Genomic DNA, 16,136 nt, shown 5'->3' on the forward strand with positions numbered 1-16,136 from the left:
CTCCCACCCGCCCTGCGAGGTACCCGACCGATGACCCACGCCCCCGAGGACCCGGCGCGCGCGGCCGATCCGCACGGCACCGGCGCCAGCTACGCCGCGGCCGGGGTCGACGTGGAGGCGGGGGACCGTGCGGTCGACCGGCTCAAGCCGCTGGCGGCGTCGACGTCGCGCGCGGAGGTCCTGGGCGGCATCGGGGGGTTCGCGGGGCTGTTCGCGCTGCGCACCGGGCGCTACCGGGAGCCGGTGCTGGCGGCGTCCACTGACGGCGTCGGCACCAAGCTCGCGGTCGCGCAGGCCGCCGACAAGCACGACACCGTGGGCCGCGACCTGGTGGCGATGGTGGTCGACGACCTCGTCGTCTGCGGGGCCGAGCCCCTGTTCCTCCAGGACTACCTGGCCATCGGCAAGCTCGTGCCGGAGAAGGTCGAGAAGATCGTCTCGGGTATCGCCGAGGGCTGCCGGCTCGCCGGCTGCGCGCTGCTCGGGGGCGAGACCGCCGAGCACCCGGGTGTCATGGAGCCCCACCACTACGACCTGTCGGCCACGGGCGTCGGCGTCGTCGAGGCGGACGGGATGCTCGGACCGGACCGTGTCCGGCCGGGCGACACCGTCGTCGCGATGGCCGCGTCGGGCCTGCACTCCAACGGCTACTCGCTGGCCCGCCAGGTGCTCCTCGAGATCGGGCGGATGTCGCTCGACGGCCACGTCGAGGAGTTCGGCCGCACGCTGGGCGAGGAGCTGCTCGAGCCCACCCGCATCTACGCCCGCGACTGCCTGGCCGTGGCCGCCGAGACCGACGTGCGCACCTTCGCGCACGTCACCGGCGGCGGCCTGTGCGCCAACCTCGCCCGCGTGCTGCCCGCCGGCGTCACCGCCGAGCTCGACCGCACGACGTGGACCCCGGCGCCCGTCTTCAAGCTCATCGCCTCCCGCGGCCGGGTGACCCGCGAGGAGATGGAGCGCACCTTCAACATGGGCGTCGGGATGGTGGTCGTGCTGCCGCCCGACGACGTCGACCGCGCCATGGCGGTGCTGACGGCCAAGCACGTGCCGTCCTGGGTGCTCGGCGAGGTGCGGGCCACCGCCGACGACGACGAGGCCGGCAAGAAGCACGGGCACGCGGTCCTGAGGGGCGACCACCCCCGCTTCTGAGGTGGCCGCTAGTCGTCGGGCATGAGCTCCGAGTGGAGCTTGAGCACCCGCTGGCCGTCGGACTGCTCCAGCACGTAGGCCGGGTTGTCGTCCGAGCCGTTGCGGGTCTTCTTCTTGCCGTCGATGGTGCGCTCGACGCGATCGGTGTGGACTTCCTTCACGGTGGCCTCGGCCTGGCCGGGACCCCAGTTCCACTTCACGTCGTCGCCCTTGCTGAACGCCTTGGTCACGAGGCGCGGATACCCGCCCGGTGGGCGGCGAAGCACGCCGTCCCCGGGAGGGAACCGTGTCAGCGAAGGAGAGCGGAGGTCACCGCTCGTCGTAGCTGTACTCACCCCAGCGCGCGTCGACCTGCTCGTCGTCGTCGGAGCGTCGCGTGAACCGGTCGTCGCCGCTGCCCAACTCCTGCTGCAGCGCGTCGAAGTCCGTGTTCGGGGAGCTGTACTTGAGCTCTCGGGCCACCTTCGTCTGCTTGGCCTTGGCTCGTCCGCGTCCCATGGCTGGACCCCCTCGCACAGGGCGGGGGCGGCCGGACTGTTCCGGCGGCCCCCTGAAATCTGAGGTAACTCTCGTACCCACGACAATACCGTGTGTCCGATCGGGGTCGCGACGTGACATGGCACGATCGGCGCCCGTGCCCGCTCCCTTCGTCTGCTACCTGCGCGTCTACGAACCCCTCGGTGCGCTGCAGGGACCGCTGGCAGCGCGGGTGCGGGCCGGTCTGACCCGCGGCGCGGTGCCGGTGGTCGACGCCGGACGTCGCGATCGTGATGTGTGTCTCCGCGCACAGCTGGGCGTCCCGCCGCGGCTGCTCCCCGGGGAGCGCAGCGACGGCACGTCCTACGACGGCCCGGCCGACGTGCTCCTGGCCGAGGGACCGGGCGGGACGAGCGGGCAGGAGCCGGTCGGGCCGAAGACGCTCGTGTGCCCGTTGGAGACCCGCCCCCGCGCCGCGGCGGCCCTGGTCGGGTTCCTCAGCGGCGAGACGCCCGTGCTGCGCAGCGCGGCGCTGCCGGTCGAGGAGTCGGTGGTGCGCTCCCGCGCGGAGGCCGTCGTCGCCGAGCTCGGCGACTCGGCCACGCACATCGTCTCGGCGACCTGGACCGTCCCCCTGCCGTGGTTCGCGCTCGTCGACCCGGCCGAGCGCATCCTGGTGCTGCCGAGCGACGACGCGGTCACCGCACCCGAGGCGCCGGCCCGCCGCTGCTACTGGCGCATGTCGATGGCCGATGCGCTCGCCCGCGCCGACCAGGGCGCCGACCTCCTGACCGAGACCCTCGGCGAGGACGGGCCGTCGGACGTGCTGCGCGACACGGCGCGGTGGATGCGCCACTTCGACGCCGGCGCGCTCGTCGAGCTCGACTACGGCGGCCTCGTGCAGCTGATGGACGACCAGACGCTCGCGGCCGACACCTCCGCCGAGGACGTCGCCGAGGCGCTCGAGGCCCTGCGGGCCGGCGACGCCGAGCGGGCGATGGGGAGCTACCGGCGCCTGCGCGACTTCTGGGCCGGCGTCGCGGCCCACCAGCGCGCGAACTAGCTGCCGTCAGGCACCCTCGCGCTCCTTGCGCAGGAGGTCGTCGACCGAGGCGGAGCCGTCGCGGTAGCGCCGGCCCAGCTCGTCGTTGCAGGCGTCCATGACCTGCTGCACGCGGCCGCGGTGCTCGGAGACGGAGCCCTCCTCCTCGGCGTACGCGGTCGCGGCGGCCGTGAGGTCGGCCTCGGAGAGGCTCGCGACGTCGGAGAGGCCGGTGTCGGCGAGCAAGGCCTCGACGTGGCGCCGGTGCGACTCGGCGCGCGAGGGCTGCACGGTGTGGTGCCGGCCGCGGCCCGCGGACGGGCCGAGGGCGTTGTCGGCGAGGATGCGTGGCAGCTCGTCGACCAGCGACGGGGCGTCCTCGCCCCGGTCGGCGGCGACGCGGCGGCGCTGCTCGAACCGGACGATGTCCATCCGCGCGTGCAGCAGACGGCGCAGGTAGGACAGGTCGGTCTCCTCCTGGGCCGCGTCGTCACGCCTGGCGCGGACGTCGTCCATCGGGCACGTCGTCAGGTCGGCGAGGAAGGCGGGGTCGAGCACGCGGTCGAGGCGCCGACGACCGCCCTGCCGGAACTCGATCATGTGCGCCATGGTGCGCGACCGACGTGGGGGATGTCATCCCGCACCCGGGTCGACGCGTCGAGAGGTGCGTGCCGCGCGCGCGCCGGTCGCTCGGCGCTGGGCGTGTCACCCGGATGTCGGCACGGGCCTCCCGCCGTCCGCCAGCACCCGGGCGAGCCACGCGGGGTCGACGTTGCCGCCGCTGACCACGGCGACCGTGCGCCGCGCGCGATCCTCGGGCGGCATCGCCCGCCAGGCGGCGGTGGAGACGGCGCCGCTGGCCTCGCAGGGCACGCCGGCGCGGTGCAGGCGCCGGGTGGCGTCGGCGATCGCCTCCTCGTCGACGGTCACCACCTCGTCGACGAGATCGCGGACGTGCGGCCAGGTGAGCTCCCCGAGCACGGTGGCGCGCAGGCCGTCGGCGGCCGTGGCGGCGACGCTCTCCCGGGGCCAGCGGACCCGCTCACCGGCCCGCTTGCTCGCCGCCGCGTCCCCGGCCAGCGTGGGCTCGGCACCGACCACGCGCACCCCGGACCCGCGCAGCGCCGCCGCGATGCCGCTGATCAGCCCGCCGCCGCCGACCGGGACGACGACCCGCTCGACGTCCGGGCGGTCGGCGAGGATCTCGGCGCCGACCGTGCCCTGCCCCGCGATGACGTCACGGTGGTCGTAGGGCGGGACCAGGGTCGCGCCGGTCTCGGCGACGACGGCGTCGGCCGCGGACTCGCGCCGGTCGGCGGGGACGCGCACCAGCCGGGCGCCGAGGTCGGCCATCGCGGCGACCTTGGCGGCCACGGCGTCGTCGGGGGCCACGACCGTGCACGGGACACCGAGCTGCCGTGCGACCCAGGCGAGGGCGCGCCCGTGGTTGCCCGAGGAGTGGGTGACGAGCCCGGCCGCGCGCCGCTCGGGCGTCAGGCGGCTCGCGGCGTGGTAGGCCCCGCGCAGCTTGAACGCGCCGATCGGCTGCCGGTCCTCGCGCTTGACCGCGAGACCGGCGAGGTCCCCCGTGAGGTCCTGGACCGGCGTGCGTTCGGCGACCCCGGCGAGCACCGCCGCGGCCGCGGCGACGTCGTCGGGGCCGAGGAGGGTCACCCCTTCAGCCGCCGCATCGCCGCGCGCCCGGGCGGTTCGCCGGTGTCCGGCGGGATCGAGTCGGGGTCGACGGTGGCCGGGCCCGGCACGAAGCCCTCGCCCTCCGGCGCCACCCACAGCTCGGCGCCGGTGGCGGACGCGATCGCCGAGCGCTTGAGCAGGGCGAGCGCGACCGTCCCCAGCTCGTGGTGACGCACCGCGCTGCCGATCCGGCCGACCGCGCGCCCGCCCTCCGCGGCGAGCACCGGCGTGCCCGGCAGCGGCAGCGGGTCGTCCCCGGACTGCAGGTGCAGGAGCACGAGCTGCCGCGGGGGACGTCCCAGGTTGGCGACGCGCGAGACCGTCTCCTGGCCGCGGTAGCAGCCCTTCTGCAGGTGCACGGCCTCGCCGATCCAACCCATCTCGTGCGGGATGGCGCGCTCGTCGGTGTCGAGGCCGAGACGCGGCTTCAGCGACGCGACCCGCAGCGCCTCGAACGCGTCGTGGCCCGCGGGGCGGGCGTCGGCGCCGCGCAGCCGCGACCACCACGACGCGAGGCCGTCCCGCGGCACGATCAGGTCGACCGCGCCCTCGGCGTCCGGACCGGGCCAGGGCATGCGCCGCACGATGCCGGTCTCATGGGTCGAGCTCCGCTGCGCTCCGTCTCCGGCGCCCGGGAGCGCTGCCGCCGCGTGGTCGCCGTGGGGGGCGTCCACGCCCGCGGCGGTGAGCACCTCGTCCACGGCGGGCCCGACGAGCGAGAGCAGGGCCCACTCCCCGGTGGCGTCGGCCACCTCGACCTGGGACCAGAAGCGCATCCGGTCGAGGTAGTCGGCCAGCGCGGCCGCCCGGCCGGGCTCGACGTCGAGCCACACCGTGTCGTCGACGTGGGCGAGCACGGCGTGGTGCTCGATGCGGCCCTGGGCGTCGAGAACGAGGCCCTCGGTGCCCGCGCCGTCGGGCAGGTCGGCGACCTGCTGCGACAGCAGCAGGTGCAGCCAGCTCAGCCGCTCGGGCCCGGTGACGCGCAGGATCCCGCGCTGGGAGCGGTCGACGACCCCGGCGCGGCGGGTCAGCGCGCGCTGCTCGCCGAACGGGTCGCCGTAGTGGGCGGGGACGGCGGCGTCGAGCTCCGGCTCCGTGCCGTCGTCGGCGGGCTGGGGCGCAACGGCCCCCGGTTCGTCGAAGGAAGGGGAAGAGGTCACGGGGCGTCCTCCGCGAGCTCGGCGTCGGCGCGGTCCGCGCAGTCGCGGCAGGTGCCCGACAGCGCGACGTGCGTGGCGTCCAGGCGGAAGCCGTGCGACTCCCGCAGGGCGCCGGCCAGGTCGTCGAGAGCCGAGGCCTCGATCTCGTCGACCCGGCCGCAGTGGTGACAGACGAGGTGGACGTGCTCGTGCTCGGACGTCGCGTACGTCGGCGCCCCGTGCCCGAGGTGCGTGTGCTTGACGACCCCGAGCTGCTCGAGCAGGTCCAGCGTCCGGTAGACCGTGGTGATGTTCACCGCGGGTGCGATCTCCTGCACCCGGGTGCAGATCGTCTCCGGTGTGGCGTGACCGAGCTCCGCGACCGCGTCGAGCACCAGCTGGCGCTGCGGGGTCATGCGCAGGCCGCGACGGTGCAGCGTCTGCCGCAGTTCGGTGTCCACCCCACTGATGGTAGGCCTCGCCGGCGGTCCTCCGACGGGTGCACGCGGCGCGTCGGGCCGCCGCCGCTCCGTGCACGGGGCTGCCGCGGTCCCTACGATCGGCAGGGTTCCGCGCCCACAGCCGGCGCTCCGCCGTTCCCGGCCCCAGGCAGGTGATGATGACGACCGGTGAGCAGGGACGCACACCGCCCGACGCGGAGCACTACCTGGACCTCTCGGGCATCGAGGAGGACAGCCCCGGTCCGCACTTCGACGTCGTGCTGCGGGGCTACGACCGCCGCCAGGTCGACGAGCACGTGGCCGGCCTGCGCCGGATGAACGCGCAGCTCCGCGCGCAGCTCGCCGTCCGCGAACGCCGGCGCTCCGCGCCCGGCCCGGACGCGGCCGCCCTCGAAGGGCGGCTCTCCGACACGATCCCGGAGGCGCGCCGCACGCCCCTCGCCGAGGAGGAGGTCGCGGGCAACCCGGACATGGTGGGCGCCTTCAACGACCGCCTGCGCGGCATCCTGCAGGCCGCCGAGCAGGAGGCGCAGCTCGTGCGCAGCAAGGCCGCGGAGTCCCTGCTGGCCGAGCACGCCGAGTCCCGCGCCGCGCTCGCCGAGCTGCGGGCCCAGCGCGACGCCGTCGTCGACGAGCTCGTCCGCCTGCGCGGCCGTCTCGACGACATCGTCTCCGGGCCGGTGCGCCCGTCGGCGGGTCCGCCCGTCCCGCCGCGGCCCGCGGCCTCGGGCGCACCCGGGCCCGCGCCCGGCCCGTGGCGGGGTCCGGGACGTCCGCCCGCGCCGCCCGGCCCTGCTCCGCGCCCGCCCCACGGCGCGGGGCGTCCCGTCCCGCCCGGGGCGCCCGCGCCCACGGCCGTGCCGGCCGCCGACGGCCGCGCCCGCGGGCAGGACCCGACCGTCGAGGCGTCCCGCGAGCAGATCGCCGCGGCCGGGGTCGAGGACACCCTGACCGTCGGTGCCACGCCGGCCCCCGGGGACGCGACGGACACCGCGTCGGACTCGCCGTCGGACACGGCGTCGGACACGGCGGACACGGCGCCCGACACCGGGCCCGACGCCGACACCGGGTCGGCGGACGCGGTCGAGGTGACCGAGGGCGCCCACCCCTCGACGGCGGCGACCCGTCCGGCCCCATCGACGCCGGAGCGTGCGGCAGACGGGTGACCCGTCCGACGGTCAGTGACCGTTCGACCCGCCGCGACGCGCCCGGACGGCGTACCGTCTGCGGTCATGCGCGTGCTCGAGTCCCCGATCACGTGGATCGTGGTGGCTGCCGTCCTCCTGGTGATCGCCCTGGTGCTGATCGTCGTCTCCGGTGTGCGCCGCCGCCGCGCGCGGCGCGCCGCGGCCGCCGCGGCCTGGCCGCCGCCGGCGCTCGAGGCGGGACGGGCCGACCCCGAGGCCGCGTGGACCGGCCCGCCGGGCGAGGCGGCGCCCCGGAACGTGACCCGCAAGCCCGTGTCGAACCTGGGTGACTCCCCGGACGAGACGTCGCGCGCGGACTACGCGGACCCGTCGACCGATCCGCTCGACGTCGACGCCGTGCGGGCGGGGCTCGCGGGAGACGACCGCGAGACGTCGGCGAGCGGCGCGGCGCCCGACGGTGGCGCCGAGGTACCGGCGGACGACACGGCGGTCACGGCGCTCACGGAAGCCACGGACGTCAGGGCGGACACGGCAGGCGACGGCGACGAGGCCGGCACGGACGCCGCGGACGGCCCCGCGACCCCGAGCGAGAGCGCTGCGGTGAGCCCGAGCGCGAGCACCCCGACGGCCCCGGCCACGGGCCCCCCGCCGACCCCGGCCGCGGACCGTCCGGTCGCGCCGCTCTTCCGGCCGTACGCCGTGAGCCTCGCGACCGCCGCCGCCGCGCCGGACACTCCTGACGCCGACCAGCCCCCGGCCGCCCACCGACCCCGCCACGCCGCGGCCGATGCGGAGGGCCCCGACGGCGGCGCGGACGGGACCGCGGTCCCGCCGTCCCCGACGCCGCGCGCGTCCTCGCCGGCGGCTCCGGCCGACGGCGCCACCGAGTCGGCGAAGGACCGGCTGCTCGCCGTGCTCCTGCGGGATCCGGGCGCCGCGGTGGCGGCGCTGGCGGCCGCGGAGGGCGGCGCGAACGGCTCCGGCGGCGCGCCGGGGGAGAAGGACGTCACCGCGCTGCTGCGCGCCGGACTGAGCCCGGCGCAGGTGGCCGGTCTCGTGGGCGTCGACGAGGACCGGCTCGCGACCGTCGTCGCGCGCGGCCTCGGCCTGCTCCCCGGGGATCAGGTACCCGGCGGCGACCCCACCACCGGCGAGAACCGCACCGACGACCCGGGCCGGAGCTGGGCGAACACCGCCAGTTCGGCGGGGTCGACGACGCCGACGACGGGATAGCCGCCGGTCGTCGGGTGATCGGCGAGGAACACGACGGGCTGCCCGTCCGGCGGCACCTGCACGGCACCGCCGACCAGACCTTCGCTGCGCAGCTCCACGCCGCGGCGCTCCGCCGCACGCGCGAGCGGCGGGCCCTCGAGCCGCACGCCGACACGGTCACCGGTCGGGGCCACGGTCCACGTCCCGGCGCGCAGGCGCTCGGCGGCCCCGTCGACCCAGTCGGCCCGCGGCCCGAGGTGCAGGCGCAGCACGGCGGCGTCCGGGGCGACCGACACGCCGATCGCGCCGGTGCCGACGGGCGGGACGGGCGGCGGTGGGCCGAGCGGGAGCCGGGTGCCGACCTCCAGCGCCGGCGGCCCGAGCCCCGAGAGGGTGTCCGCGCTGCGGCTGCCGAGCACCGGGTCGACCGTGATGCCCCCGCCGACGGCCAGGTAGCCGCGCAGTCCCGTGCTCGGCGGCGGAACCGTCACGACGTCCCCGGCGAGCAGGTGCACGGGCTGGTGGGAGGCGAGCGCCCGGTCCGGCGCGCCGACGCGGTGCCGCCATAGGCCGCCGGGCGGGCCGGTGAGCGCGACCGTGGTCGCCGCCGTGGCGCGGAGGGCGAGGCCGCCGAGGAGGACCTCCAGTCCGGCGGCGTCGGCCGGGTTGCCGACGAGGCGCTGGGCCAGCGCGTGCGCGGGGCCGTCGACGGCGCCGGCCGGCGGGACGCCGATGTGGGCCCAGCCGGGCCGTCCGCGGTCGACGACGAGGGCCTGCGGGCCGACCTCGGTGACCACGAGCTCGCGGGTCACGCCGACCCCGCGTCTCGAAAGCGGACCGTCGTCCCCGGCACCAGCAGCGCCGGCGGGTCGCGGTCGGGATCGAAGAGCGTCGGCGCGTCGTCGGTGAGCCGCCCGATCAGCCGCCACCCGCCCGGCGAGGTGCGCGGGTACACCCCGCCGAACTCCCCGGCGACGCCCACGGAGCCGGCCGGGATCCGGGCCCGGGGGGTGTCGAGGCGGGGCTGCTGGAGGGGCTCGGGCAGCCCCGTGAGGTAGGCGAAGCCCGGCGCGAAGCCCCCGAAGGCGACCGTCAGCGACGCGCCGGTGTGCGCCGTGACGACCTCGGCGGCCGACCAGCCCGCGTCCCGGGCCACGAGCGGGAGGTCCTCGCCGTCGTAGACCACGGGCAGCTCGACGGTGCCCGCGTCGTCCCGGTCCGGGACGGCGGTGGTGTCGACGTCGTCGAGCAGTGTCCGGACCGCCCGCAGGGCCGCGCCGTCGCCGGGCGCGGTGACGAGCACCGTGCGGGCGGCGGGCACGACGTCGACGATCCCCGGCAGCCGGCCCCGGTCGAGGGCGTGGCGCAGCGCGGACCCGACCGCGGCCACCTGGTCGAGCCCGTCGAGGTCGACCAGGAGGGCCTCCGGGCCGGCCGGGCGGACCTCCACGGTGGGGACGCGTCAGCCGACGACGCGGTGCAGGCGGGCGGAGGTGTGCGGCTGCAGCGGCTGGCCCTCCATGGCGCGCTCCTCGACGTAGGCGAGGTCGCCGTCCTCGACGATGCCGTAGAGCCGCGTCGCGCCGTTGACCTCCTTGGCCGTGGAGGTGCGCGCGATCGCGTCGGTCTGCAGCTCCCAGGAGGTCTGGGTGCGGCTCGCGCCGTAGTAGAGCTCGATGATCCCGGTGTGGTGGGCGAGCAGGAGCTCGATCGTGCCGTCCTCCTGCGCGCGCCACCAGCCGACCTCGCGGGCGGCGGGGCGCACGACCGCGCCCCCGGGCCCGTCGAGGATCCAGCTGCGCGCCTCCCAGGACAGGAACGGGCGACCGTCGTGGGCCACGGTGATCTGCTGACCGAAGTGGAACGGGCCGTCGATCGTCGGGTAGACGACCTCGCCCTCGCCCCGCCACACCCCGACCAGTGGCAGCAGGCCGAGCAGCGCGTCGTTCAGCTCGGGGCCGAGGCGCAGGTTGGCGGTGTCGTTCTCGATCGGCAGATCGGGCCAGGCCGGGAGGTTCGCGTCGCGGGTGTGCTCGGCGCGCTCGGCCGCGGCCCGGATGGCCTCGTTGCCGCTGCTGCCCTCGGGCAGGTCGGCGTCGTCGGGGGTCGGGGGCGTGCTCATCTCTCCTCCTCGCCGGTGAGGACCTCGTCGCGGAAGAGTCGCCGCGTCAGCGCGACGCCGACGGTCAGGATCCCGGCGCTGCACGCGGCGAGCAGGACGGTGTAGAACCACGCCACCGGCCCACCCTAACGAAACGACACCGCCCGCCCGCCGCGCCCGGTGCGGGCGTGGCGAGCGGGCGACGTGAGCGTCCCGGTGATCGAAGTACCGATACGGACGCTGAGCGTCCGTGACGGCACTTCGCTGGTGGGTCAGGCGACGGCGACCTCGGTGGTGAAGAGGCCCGGACCGCCGACGGCGACCTCGGACTGGCCGTTGCCCGAGCGCGAGAGCGCGCGGACGGTCCAGGTGCCGGGGGCCGCGAAGAACCGGTAGTCGCCGGAGGCGGACGAGACGACCTCGGCGGTGAACTCGCCGGTGCCGTCGAGGAGGCGGACGTAGGCGCCGCCGACGGGCGAGCCCCTGGAGGTCACCTTGCCGACGACGACCGACTCCTTGCTCAGGTCGGTGCCGGCGGGCAGGTCGGCGTTCTGGTCAGGTGCGCTGCACATCAGGACTTTCCGTCTCCCGTCTCGACCGGCACACCGACGAGCGAGCCGTACTCGGTCCAGCTGCCGTCGTAGTTCTTCACGTCGGTCTCGCCGAGCAGCTCGTGCAGGGCGAACCAGGTGTGCGAGCTGCGCTCGCCGATGCGGCAGTAGGCGATGGTCGGGCGCGAGGAGTCCAGGCCCTGCTCGGAGTAGAGCTTCCGGAGCTCGTCGTCCGACTTGAAGGTGCCGTCCTCGTTGGCGGCCTTCGACCACGGCACGTTCAGCGCCGAGGGGATGTGGCCGCCGCGCTGCGCCTGCTCCTGCGGGAGGTGCGCCGGGGCGAGGAGCTTGCCGGAGAACTCGTCGGGCGAGCGGACGTCGACGAGGTTCTTGGTGCCGATGGCGTTGACGACCTCGTCGCGGAACGCGCGGATGGAGCTGTCCTGCTCCTGCGCGGTGAACTGCGTCGCCGGGCGCTGCGGGACCTCGGTGTCGAGCTTGCGCCCGTCGAGCTCCCACTTCTTGCGGCCGCCGTCGAGGAGCTTCACGGCCTGGTGGCCGTAGAGCTTGAAGTACCAGTACGCGTAGGCCGCGAACCAGTTGTTGTTCCCGCCGTAGAGGATGACGGTGTCGTCGTTCGCGATGCCCTTCGAGGAGAGCAGCTTCTCGAAGCCCGCCTTGTCGACGAAGTCGCGGCGCACCGGGTCCTGCAGCTCGGTCTTCCAGTCGAGCTTCACCGCGCCGGGGATGTGCCCCCCGTCGTACGCGGTGGTGTCCTCGTCGACCTCGACGAAGACGGTGTTCGGGGCGTCGAGGTTCTGCTCGGCCCAGTCGGCACTGACCAGGGCGTCCTGGCGGCTCATGTGTGTCCTGCTCCTCGGGATTGCTCGGTTGTTCGGACGGTGCGGACGGGCGACGCGCACGGCCGGGACCAGCGGACACACTGGGATGACTCAGGTGAACGGTCTCCGGGCGGACGTCGTCCGGGGAGGGGTCAGCGACAGAGGCTGGAGTCGACGCGGCACAGATCGACCGCGCGGCGCTGGGTGAGCCCTCCGTTCACGGCCGCCACGCTACCGAAGATTCGGCCCCCGACCGAGGGTGATCTCACCCGTCCGTGGTCCCGCCTCAGCCCGTGCGCCGCAGCGGGGCGAGCGTGCCCAGCAGATCGGCCCGTCGCGGCACGCCGACGGTGCGGGCGAGCTCGACGCCGCGGGGGTCGACGACCAGCGTCGTCGGGGTGCGGTCGATGCGCAGGAGCCGCACCAGCTCGGGCCGCATCGCCACGTCCACCTCGCGGACGGTCACCCCGGGGTGCTCCGAGGCGACGTCGGTGAGCACGGCACGCGAGGCGCGGCAGTCGGCGCTGAACTGCGAGGACAGCTGCAGCAGCGCGAGGCCCCCGGGCGGTGCGGCGAGGTCGTGGGGGAGGACACCGCTGACCGGGCTGCTCGGGTGCGGCGACACCGCCCGCAGGTCGCGGCGGGTGCCCTCCGGCCCGGGGTCGTCGACCGGGGCGGGCGACGGCATCGGCAGACGTGCGGCCCGGCGGCGCCGCAGCCGCAGCAGTGCGAGCGCGAGGCCGGCGACGAGCACCACCACCAGCGCGACGACGACCACCACGAGCACCCAGCCCGGCACCGCAGCCCTCCCCCCGTCGCCGTGACGACGTCCCGCGAGCACCCGTCGAGGTGATACCGCGCGCCTTGCTCACCCACCGTAGCCCGGTGACGGTCCTGCCTGGTCGACGGGCCGCGCCGGGTCGTCCGGAGCCGGGCGGACGGAGCGAAGTGACATGGAACGCGCGGGCGGGTGACAGCGCGGTGAACTGGTCTATCGTTCGACCCACGATCGCGGAGGGAGAACAGCGTGGAGCTCCTACTGCTCACCGCCGACCCCGAGCCGACGTCAGTGTTGCCGTCGCTGGCCCTGCTACCCCATGGACTCCGGACCGCGGCCCCCGAGGTCGCGGCCCTGCTCGACGCGGGCCCGCACGACGCCGTGCTGGTCGACGCCCGCCACGACCTCGCCGCCGCCCGCAGCCTGTGCCGCCTGCTCGGCTCCACCGGCCTGGACGTGCCCGTCATCGCCGTCCTCACCGAGGGCGGCCTCGTCGCCGTGTCCCTCGAGTGGGGCGTCGACGAGGTGCTGCTGCCGGGTGCCGGGCCCGCCGAGATCGACGCCCGCCTGCGCCTGCTGCGGGCCCGGCGCGCCTCCGACGGCGCCGGGGCCGACGGCGCGCTCGTCCTCGGTGAGCTGGTCATCGACGAGGCCACCTACACCGCGCGGCTGCGCGGGCGCCCGCTCGACCTCACCTACAAGGAGTTCGAGCTCCTCAAGTACCTCGCCCAGCACGCCGGCCGCGTCTTCACCCGCGCCCAGCTGCTGCAGGAGGTCTGGGGCTACGACTTCTTCGGCGGCACGCGCACCGTCGACGTCCACGTGCGGCGCCTGCGCGCCAAGCTCGGTCCCGAGCACGAGCAGCTCATCGGCACCGTGCGCAACGTCGGCTACAAGTTCGTGCGCCCGATGCGCGGGGTGCTGGGCACGAGCCGGTCGGAGACCGCCGACGATCCCGCCGAGCACGCCGAGGTCGACGACAAGGACGCCCCCGGGCCCGCCGGGCCGTCCGGGCCATCAGGACGAGGCCTGCCCGCGACGCCGACGCCGCGATCCTCGGTGCCCACCGGATCGTGGGACGACGCCCGGGTGGTCCGGCCCGCCGCGTGGGCCCGGGGCGTGTGACGCGACGTCAGTGACGCACGCCGGCCGGTCGTCACCGCTACGGTCCGGCCCGTGCTCATGACGCGGTGGGTGTCGACGGCCACCCCGCAGGACGGATCGCCGGACGGGGACGACGTGCGCGCGCTCGCGGCCGCGGTCGCGGCGGCGGACAACGTCGACGCCTACGCCGAGCCGGCCCGGCGCGACATCGCGGCCCTCGGCACCGGAACGGGCCACGCCCGGCCCACGTCCCGGCACCTGCTCGTGCACGACGGCGGCGACCTGGTCGGCCACGCCCTGCTCGACGAGGAGAACCCCGACGACCCCGTGGCCGAGCTCGCGGTCCTGCCCGCCGGGAGACGGCACGGCGTCGGTGCGGCCCTCGTCGACGCGGTGCTCGAGGCCGCGCCCGGGGCCCGCTTCTGGGCCCACGGCGACCATCCCGGTGCCGCGCGCCTCGCCGAGCGCGCGGGACGCCGCCGGGCCCGCGAGCTGTGGCGCATGCGCCGTCCCGCGCCCGGGCACGAGGCGCCGCCGCTGCCGGAGCTCGCCGTGCCCGACGGCGTCGCGATCCGCCCGCTGCGCGTGGGCGAGGACGAGGACGCCGTCGTCGCCGTGAACAACCGCGCCTTCTCGTGGCACCCCGAGCAGAGCGGCTGGACCCGCGCGGACGTCGCCGAGATCGAGGCCGAGCCCTGGTTCGACGCCGCGGGCGTCCTGCTCGCGTGGGACACCGCGACCGGGCAGCTGCTCGGCTTCCACTTCACCAAGGTCCACGACGTCCTCCCGGAACGGCTCGGCGAGGTCTACGTCGTCGGCGTCGACCCGGACGCCCAGGGCCGCGGTCTCGGGCGCGCCCTGACCCTCGCGGGGCTCCACCACCTGGCGGGTCGCGGTCTGCGCACGACCATCCTGTACGTCGAGGGCGACAACGCCGCGGCGATCGCCACCTACCGCCGCCTCGGCTTCGAGCGGGACGCCGTGGACGTCTCCTACCAGCGCTGATCGCCGAGCGTGATGGTGATCGCACCACGTCGCCCGTCCGGGTGGTCCAACCTGAGGTCGTTCATCTCCCGTTCACTCTGCTAGCTCCATGCGTCCATCCGGCCTCCCTAGCCTCCCGGTCGTGGTGCGAGCCCGTGCCGCGACGCGCCCTACTGCACTTGGGCATAACGGATCCGGAGGACGTTCTGTGAGGTATCAGCGGCGCGCGGCGGCGGTCGGCCTGATCGCTGCCACGGCGCTCCTGCTCGCCGCCTGCGGCAGCGACGACAACGCCGGTGGCGGGGGCGTCTCCGCCGCCCCGGGCGTGACGTGTGGCGGCAAGCCCGACCTGCGGGCCAGCGGTTCGTCGGCCCAGAACAACGCGATGACGCGCTTCGTCTCGACCTACCAGCAGACCTGCCAGGGCCAGACGCTGAACTACACCCCGAGTGGTTCCGGCGCCGGCCGCAACGAGTTCCTCGGCGGCCAGACCGACTTCGCCGGCTCGGACTCGGCGCTCAAGACGGGCGACGAGACGAACCGCGCCCAGCAGCGCTGCGCCTCGCCGGCGTGGAACCTGCCGCTGGTCTTCGGCCCGGTCGCGATCGCCTACAACCTCCCCGGCGTCACGGACCTCGTGCTCGACGGCACCACCGCCGCGAAGATCTTCAACGGCCAGATCACCACCTGGAACGACCCGGCGATCGCCGCGCTCAACCAGGGCAAGGCACTGCCCGCCGCGCCCATCGTCGTGAACTTCCGCTCCGACGAGTCGGGCACCACCGAGAACTTCCAGAAGTACCTGGTGGCCGCGTCGAACAACGCCTACGGCAAGCCGGCCGCGCAGACCTTCAACGGCGGCGTGGGTGCCGGTGCCCGCGGCAGCCAGGGCGTCGCCGACGCCACCAAGAACACCCCGAACTCGATCAGCTACGTCGAGGCGTCGTTCGCCCAGCGTGGTGGCCTGGGCATCGCCCAGATCATCAACGCCGGCGGCGGCCAGCCCGTGCCGCTCACCACCGAGTCGGTCGCGACGGCCGTCAACAACGTCCAGATCACGGGCCAGGGCAACGATCTGACCCTCGACCTGAACAGCCTCTACGGGACCCGGGCCCCGGGCGCGTACCCGATCGCGCTCGCGACCTACGAGATCGTCTGCTCGAACTACCAGGACGACCAGACCGCCGCGGCGGTGCGGGCGTTCCTGCAGACGGCCCTCTCGCCGAACGCGCAGCAGGCGCTGCCGGACGCGGGCTACGTCCCGCTGCCGGACCAGTTCAAGCAGCGCGTGACGACGGCGGTCAACGCGATCCAGTGAGGACCGGCCACACCGATTGACCAGCGACGACGAGGCGGACGGAACCCCGGCTGTGACCGAACGCACCACGGCGCAGGCCCCGTCGCCGGGTCCTCAGGACGAGGACCCGGCGGCCGGGTCGGCCACTCT

19 protein-coding genes are annotated in these 16,136 nt (G+C 75.5%); 7 read left to right on the plus strand and 12 right to left on the minus strand.

Annotated features, from left to right (window positions below):
- Nucleotides 1-30 precede the first annotated feature (30 nt).
- Nucleotides 31-1,152 (plus strand): phosphoribosylformylglycinamidine cyclo-ligase, encoded by a 1,122-nt coding sequence (gene purM / locus QSK03_RS11160; protein WP_285651614.1) that lies wholly within the window; start codon nucleotides 31-33, stop codon nucleotides 1,150-1,152.
- A gap of 8 nt (nucleotides 1,153-1,160) precedes the next feature.
- Here the strand turns inward: purM and QSK03_RS11165 are convergent, their stop codons facing one another.
- Complete coding sequence (locus tag QSK03_RS11165; protein ID WP_285651617.1) at nucleotides 1,161-1,382, minus strand: hypervirulence associated TUDOR domain-containing protein; 222 nt, start codon at nucleotides 1,380-1,382, stop codon at nucleotides 1,161-1,163.
- Between the two features lie 79 nt (nucleotides 1,383-1,461).
- The gene (locus QSK03_RS11170; protein WP_285651620.1) at nucleotides 1,462-1,650 is read right to left on the minus strand and encodes a DUF3073 domain-containing protein; all 189 of its coding nucleotides are present in this window, start codon (nucleotides 1,648-1,650) and stop codon (nucleotides 1,462-1,464) included.
- A 136-nt stretch (nucleotides 1,651-1,786) separates the two neighbouring features.
- Between QSK03_RS11170 and QSK03_RS11175 the strand changes: the two genes are divergently transcribed.
- Nucleotides 1,787-2,692, plus strand: a complete 906-nt coding sequence (locus QSK03_RS11175; RefSeq protein ID WP_285651622.1) for a DUF8083 family protein — start codon at nucleotides 1,787-1,789, stop codon at nucleotides 2,690-2,692.
- A gap of 6 nt (nucleotides 2,693-2,698) precedes the next feature.
- Here QSK03_RS11175 and QSK03_RS11180 read toward each other — a convergent pair whose 3' ends face one another.
- The 4 genes from QSK03_RS11180 to QSK03_RS11195 all read right to left on the minus strand — a co-directional run bounded on the left by QSK03_RS11180 (nucleotide 2,699) and on the right by QSK03_RS11195 (nucleotide 5,969).
- The gene (locus tag QSK03_RS11180) at nucleotides 2,699-3,271 is read right to left on the minus strand and encodes an RsiG family protein (protein WP_285651625.1); all 573 of its coding nucleotides are present in this window, start codon (nucleotides 3,269-3,271) and stop codon (nucleotides 2,699-2,701) included.
- A gap of 105 nt (nucleotides 3,272-3,376) precedes the next feature.
- On the minus strand, nucleotides 3,377-4,345 hold the full coding sequence (locus QSK03_RS11185; protein WP_285651628.1) for a threonine ammonia-lyase: 969 nt from the start codon (nucleotides 4,343-4,345) through the stop codon (nucleotides 3,377-3,379).
- Nucleotides 4,342-5,529, minus strand: a complete 1,188-nt coding sequence (ygfZ, locus tag QSK03_RS11190) for a CAF17-like 4Fe-4S cluster assembly/insertion protein YgfZ (RefSeq protein ID WP_285651630.1) — start codon at nucleotides 5,527-5,529, stop codon at nucleotides 4,342-4,344. The genes QSK03_RS11185 and ygfZ overlap by 4 nt, the downstream gene beginning before the upstream one ends.
- Entirely contained in the window at nucleotides 5,526-5,969 is a 444-nt protein-coding gene (locus QSK03_RS11195) for a Fur family transcriptional regulator (protein WP_285651632.1), read from the minus strand. Before QSK03_RS11195 ends, ygfZ begins: the two co-directional genes overlap by 4 nt.
- 158 nt (nucleotides 5,970-6,127) lie before the next feature.
- Here QSK03_RS11195 and QSK03_RS11200 point away from each other — a divergent pair, with 158 nt between their 5' ends.
- Nucleotides 6,128-7,135: a DivIVA domain-containing protein gene (locus QSK03_RS11200; protein WP_285651635.1), complete on the plus strand. Its 1,008-nt coding sequence runs from the start codon at nucleotides 6,128-6,130 to the stop codon at nucleotides 7,133-7,135.
- A gap of 66 nt (nucleotides 7,136-7,201) precedes the next feature.
- The gene (locus QSK03_RS11205; protein WP_285651637.1) at nucleotides 7,202-8,350 is read left to right on the plus strand and encodes a hypothetical protein; all 1,149 of its coding nucleotides are present in this window, start codon (nucleotides 7,202-7,204) and stop codon (nucleotides 8,348-8,350) included.
- Here QSK03_RS11205 and QSK03_RS11210 read toward each other — a convergent pair.
- From QSK03_RS11210 to QSK03_RS11235, 6 genes are all read right to left on the minus strand, one after another.
- The gene (locus QSK03_RS11210; protein WP_285651639.1) at nucleotides 8,239-9,141 is read right to left on the minus strand and encodes a 5-oxoprolinase subunit C family protein; all 903 of its coding nucleotides are present in this window, start codon (nucleotides 9,139-9,141) and stop codon (nucleotides 8,239-8,241) included. The two genes, QSK03_RS11205 and QSK03_RS11210, sit on opposite strands and share 112 nt — an antisense overlap.
- Entirely contained in the window at nucleotides 9,138-9,779 is a 642-nt protein-coding gene (locus QSK03_RS11215) for a 5-oxoprolinase subunit B family protein (protein WP_285651641.1), read from the minus strand. Before QSK03_RS11215 ends, QSK03_RS11210 begins: the two co-directional genes overlap by 4 nt.
- 12 nt (nucleotides 9,780-9,791) lie before the next feature.
- Nucleotides 9,792-10,451, minus strand: coding sequence for a heme-binding beta-barrel domain-containing protein (locus tag QSK03_RS11220; protein ID WP_285651643.1), 660 nt, complete (start codon nucleotides 10,449-10,451; stop codon nucleotides 9,792-9,794).
- Between the two features lie 251 nt (nucleotides 10,452-10,702).
- Nucleotides 10,703-11,002, minus strand: a complete 300-nt coding sequence (locus QSK03_RS11225; RefSeq protein WP_285651645.1) for a DUF1416 domain-containing protein — start codon at nucleotides 11,000-11,002, stop codon at nucleotides 10,703-10,705.
- Complete coding sequence (locus QSK03_RS11230) at nucleotides 11,002-11,844, minus strand: sulfurtransferase (RefSeq protein WP_285651648.1); 843 nt, start codon at nucleotides 11,842-11,844, stop codon at nucleotides 11,002-11,004. The genes QSK03_RS11225 and QSK03_RS11230 overlap by 1 nt, the downstream gene beginning before the upstream one ends.
- 265 nt (nucleotides 11,845-12,109) lie before the next feature.
- Nucleotides 12,110-12,622, minus strand: a complete 513-nt coding sequence (locus tag QSK03_RS11235) for a TlpA family protein disulfide reductase (RefSeq protein WP_285651651.1) — start codon at nucleotides 12,620-12,622, stop codon at nucleotides 12,110-12,112.
- Between the two features lie 228 nt (nucleotides 12,623-12,850).
- Here QSK03_RS11235 and QSK03_RS11240 point away from each other — a divergent pair, with 228 nt between their 5' ends.
- From QSK03_RS11240 to pstS, 3 genes are all read left to right on the plus strand, one after another.
- The gene (locus tag QSK03_RS11240; protein WP_285651654.1) at nucleotides 12,851-13,726 is read left to right on the plus strand and encodes a winged helix-turn-helix transcriptional regulator; all 876 of its coding nucleotides are present in this window, start codon (nucleotides 12,851-12,853) and stop codon (nucleotides 13,724-13,726) included.
- Between the two features lie 57 nt (nucleotides 13,727-13,783).
- Nucleotides 13,784-14,710 (plus strand): mycothiol synthase, encoded by a 927-nt coding sequence (mshD, locus tag QSK03_RS11245; protein WP_285651748.1) that lies wholly within the window; start codon nucleotides 13,784-13,786, stop codon nucleotides 14,708-14,710.
- Between the two features lie 187 nt (nucleotides 14,711-14,897).
- Entirely contained in the window at nucleotides 14,898-16,007 is a 1,110-nt protein-coding gene (gene pstS / locus QSK03_RS11250) for a phosphate ABC transporter substrate-binding protein PstS (RefSeq protein WP_285651657.1), read from the plus strand.
- Nucleotides 16,008-16,136: the final 129 nt, after the last annotated feature.

The organism is Actinomycetospora sp. NBRC 106375 (assembly GCF_030269665.1).
Lineage (GTDB): Bacteria > Actinomycetota > Actinomycetes > Mycobacteriales > Pseudonocardiaceae > Actinomycetospora.